Consider the following 765-nt stretch of genomic DNA (forward strand, 5'->3'; position numbering starts at 1 on the left):
CGGGGACGGAGCGGTCAGCGCCGGCGGGACGACAGCCGGTTGGCGAGCTGCTTGAGCTTCGCCTGGTTCTCCGGCTTGGCCAGCTCGCGCCGGCCGCGGTCCACCAGCTGCTGACCGCGGGGCGATCGCAGGAAGGCGGTGAGTCGTTGCACCAGTGACATGACGTCCTCCTGTCCGCGGCCCCCCTCATGTGTACCCGGGACCGGCAAGTCCCTGATACCCGGGCCGGCCCCGCGGCAACCCGGCGAGCGTCAGCCCAGGATTTCCTTCACCACCGTGTTGGCGCGCCACTCGTGCTGGGCGTACGCGTCGGGGAACGCGGACACCTGGACGGCCTGGGCGGCGACGGCCAGCGGCAGGTCCTGCCAGCCGGGGATCTCCTCGAGGGCGGAGAGGAACGCCTTGGTGGCGTACTCCGGGTCCATGAGCTCCTCGACGGTGCCCCAGCCGCTGCTCGGCCGCTGCTGGAACAGCCCGACCGAGTCGTGGTCCCAGCCGATGGCCTGGTGCGGGTAGTTCTGCGACTCCGGCAGCACGGCGCTGGCGTAGTTGAGCAGGGTGCTCTCCTGCATGGCGGTCGCCACCGCGATGACCAGGCCGCGACGCGGCACGCCCATCTCCCGGCCGGCCTGCACGATCTTCTTGGCGTTGTTCATCTGGGTCTGATCCAGGCCGGCGACCGGGACGATCGGGCGCGGCTTGGGTTTGGCCTTCGGCTTCGCGGTCACCGACGGGCTGGCCGAGGGGGAGGCGCTGGGGGCTGGC

General features: G+C 71.6%; 1 protein-coding gene and 1 pseudogene. Both read right to left on the bottom strand.

What is annotated here, in order from left to right; translation table 11 throughout:
* Positions 1–14: 14 nt before the first annotated feature.
* Positions 15–161: a hypothetical protein gene (locus F8274_RS31530; protein ID WP_192580061.1), complete on the bottom strand. Its 147-nt coding sequence runs from the start codon at positions 159–161 to the stop codon at positions 15–17.
* Positions 162–251: 90 nt separating this feature from the next.
* Positions 252–765: pseudogene (locus tag F8274_RS30770) on the bottom strand (peptidase M23); the annotation flags it as partial.

Source organism: Micromonospora sp. AMSO31t, assembly GCF_008868175.1.
GTDB lineage: Bacteria > Actinomycetota > Actinomycetes > Mycobacteriales > Micromonosporaceae > Micromonospora.